This window comes from Psychromonas sp. (assembly GCF_983033635.1).
In genome coordinates this window covers 1-3,019 of sequence record NZ_CEZLMY010000277.1, presented here as the reverse complement: position 1 = coordinate 3,019, position 3,019 = coordinate 1, and the positions used below count along the sequence as shown (strand labels likewise).

General features: G+C 41.3%; 2 protein-coding genes and 1 pseudogene. All 3 read left to right on the top strand.

From position 1 onward, the window contains the following. Nucleotides 1–275, top strand: a pseudogene (locus AC4GME_RS18430) (hypothetical protein); the annotation flags it as partial. Continuing rightward, on the top strand, nt 275–2,653 hold the full coding sequence (locus AC4GME_RS18425) for a hypothetical protein (protein ID WP_490377982.1): 2,379 nt from the start codon (nt 275–277) through the stop codon (nt 2,651–2,653). The pseudogene AC4GME_RS18430 and the gene AC4GME_RS18425, both read left to right, overlap by 1 nt. A gap of 1 nt (nt 2,654) precedes the next feature. Continuing rightward, a partial coding sequence (locus AC4GME_RS18420; protein WP_490380003.1) for a hypothetical protein occupies nt 2,655–3,019 on the top strand: 365 nt, incomplete at its 3' end.

Below are 3,019 nucleotides of genomic sequence, written 5' to 3'. Positions count from 1 at the left end.
TCGGGAAGCTGCGTAATGCAATCAGAGCCGATCACCCTCACTGGTACTACAGAGTACACGACTTACGTTCAACCTTTGCTACGAACTGGATGGAAGCAGAGACGGCAAAACGGGGAGTTTCTAGATATGAGTTTCTTATGGATGAATTAGCAGACCTTATGGGGCATGAATCTACGGCTACCACTGAGAAATACGTTAAGTACCTTAACCGCAGAAAGTCCCAACTCGCAGTTGCCAAGAAGAAAAATAATCGAATCCAGAGGGGAACTGAATAATGGCTAAGAGTCCAATTGCAAATTTAAAGATTACCAAGCCACAACCGCGACAAAACGTGACAGATATGGCGCTGAATATCCCAACGAAGACACAGAAAAATACATTGACGGGTAGCACTAATTTAATACATTTGTCCCACTTGCATTGTGATGAAGCCCAGCCAAGAATATCTGGCAGATTTCCTTATTTAAGGGATTTCTGCAAATGGGCAAACGATGCGGTTCAGTATGGTTCGTTATCCGTAATAACTATTTCTGCTGAGTATCAGTTACTCAAGCAGTATATTTGTTATTGCGACACAAAGAGCATTGACCCTTTTTCGTCAGAGGGTTATTTTGCGTATGTTGGCAATGACGGTGAGTTGTGGCGGCAAGTACGTTTATATAACCCTCAAAAAAAATTCCTGTTTCAATACGATGATGGGCAAGAGTTGGGTATTAAAGAGAATTCAGCCCACGGTATATCCAGTGCGATTACTAGTGCTCTACAACATTGTAAATTCGACTCGCTTTCTTTACGAAACCAGTGCAAACCTTTCGTGAAGGGTAAAAGAAACTCTGATGTTTTGCCTTACCATCCAAGTGAGCAAGCTACTATTGTTGAACGAATGAGTAGTGCATTCTTTGTGTTGGCTGCTGAATTGCTTGCTCATAAAACACTAGATATTGCCGAATTTCCTGAAGTGATTGAGGTTCCCATTGTGACTAATGGTGGCGTTGAGTATCTTGAATATCAAACAGGACTTGCTAATAAACACAGTGGTGTAGTCAATATTGCAAAAGGTATTATTGTAAATCACGAGGCTGCTTTTAATCAGTGTATGGCAATGGCATATCATCTTGTTTGCTATTTCACCTCCCTTAACGATTCGGTAATTCGCCAACTGTGTCATCCGATTAAGGTCGAGACTGATAACCGTGAGAAGTCATTAAAGACTGTAACTATCTCTGGCTATAAGAAGCGAGCAAATAAACGAGTTGATGCTGTTTTTAGTAATGAACTTGATAACATAGCCTTTGATGTAGACAAACGTGACGGTGTTACATTTATCAGTACATTAGCTGAGTTGTCGTTGCTATATGCTGGCGATGGTAACGAAAATGCCAGGTTGTTATATGAATTAGACTCAAACGGTCAAGTCGCAAACATATTTGACATAAATGGCTGTAATAAAAAACTGGTAACACGCCTGCACCTATTATCCCACACCAAGACTGATGTGGTTGATTGGATAATTACGTGCTTCCGTTCGCTAGTAAAATCGCAGAAATCCTACTCTCTCGGTACGATGCGTGATGAAAATGGACGGACTATAGTCACGAAGAAACTTGAAAGTTCCCCCCCTACGAGAACCACTTGGAGGATACACAAATATGCGTTTGCGGCACTCTCCTGTTTAACCGATGTATCGTTGAAAAATATAACCCTCCCTCTGACATACCAAGAGAAAGATGGACAGGGTAATGTCACAGTATCATTTAATTACTTGGAAGGGACGATGGGTGAATTTACTGTGGCAGCTAAGTATCAATCATTCTTAGAAGATATTGAAGCATGGGCGATCGCCCATGCCCGTAAAAAGAGCCGCAAACCTAAATACCTTATACCTATAGGTGGGGCTGACGGGAAAATCAAACAGTGGAGAGGACTAGCGCCACTAACATACGGTATCTTGCCAGAGATTGGACTTGGTCAGGGAAACTTTTACCTTGAGTTGAGCTCTCGGCGTTTTCGAAAAACAACCAGTAATGAAGAATATAGCGACACCAACCTAAGCCATCTAATCAATTTGCTACAAAATGAGCTTGCTACTTTACAAACGCATTATCTTAATGGCGATCCTAATTTAAACAAGCTCATTATATCTCAGGCAATTAAGGTGCTACAGCGAATTGCCAAGGGGGATAGCCTTGATGACGCTAAGCTGGCTGTGTGTCACGAAATGAAGATCGAAATGCTTGCGCACGATAAGTGGCTAAAGAGCAAAGAGGTGTCTAATCCTAATGGGTTGCACTGTAATGGTGAGCAATATTTAACTCGGGGAAAGAAACGACAGCGCGAGACTAACAAAGCGCTGGGAGTAGACTTACCTTGCTCTGAATTTGATATGTGCTATCTGTGTAAATCAGCAAAGGGCATTGATGAACCCAATTCAGTTTATAAGTTGATCTCCTTTACTGATCTTCTTAAAGAAGCACTTGATAGATACCCTGATGCTAAATCCGAAGTGAAAGAAAAAATTGCTGCCTTTGAATCTATTTTACTAGGTGCTAGTGATGATGTTTATGAAGATGCAATGAATCGTTTTAATTCGAACGGAAGACACCCTCGCGTTTCAATGAACCACGTTAAAGTTTCAACTAAAGGAGTATTCTAATATGTTGAAAATCGCAGATGCAGACAGACTCAATGCTGTTATGCAGTGCCAACAGCAAGTTGGTAGTTACACTAATTATTTGAAAGACGTTTTAGAGCCTGCCATCGCGCGTGGTGATTGGGATGAATTAGAACAGATGCCGATCGGTTTTGATGACAGTGGTGACCCTTTGGGCTATATCAAGGACGATGTATGGGAGTTGACCGACTATTTTTATCCGAATCAATCCACCGCAACGCTAAATATACTCTTCATTAATGATGGTAAAGTACTTGAGCGTAACATTAAAAACGAGCTTAAAACCTTAATACTGAAGATGCTTTGGTTGTCGCATCGAAACTATTCTCTGGACTGTTGCTGTGCAAC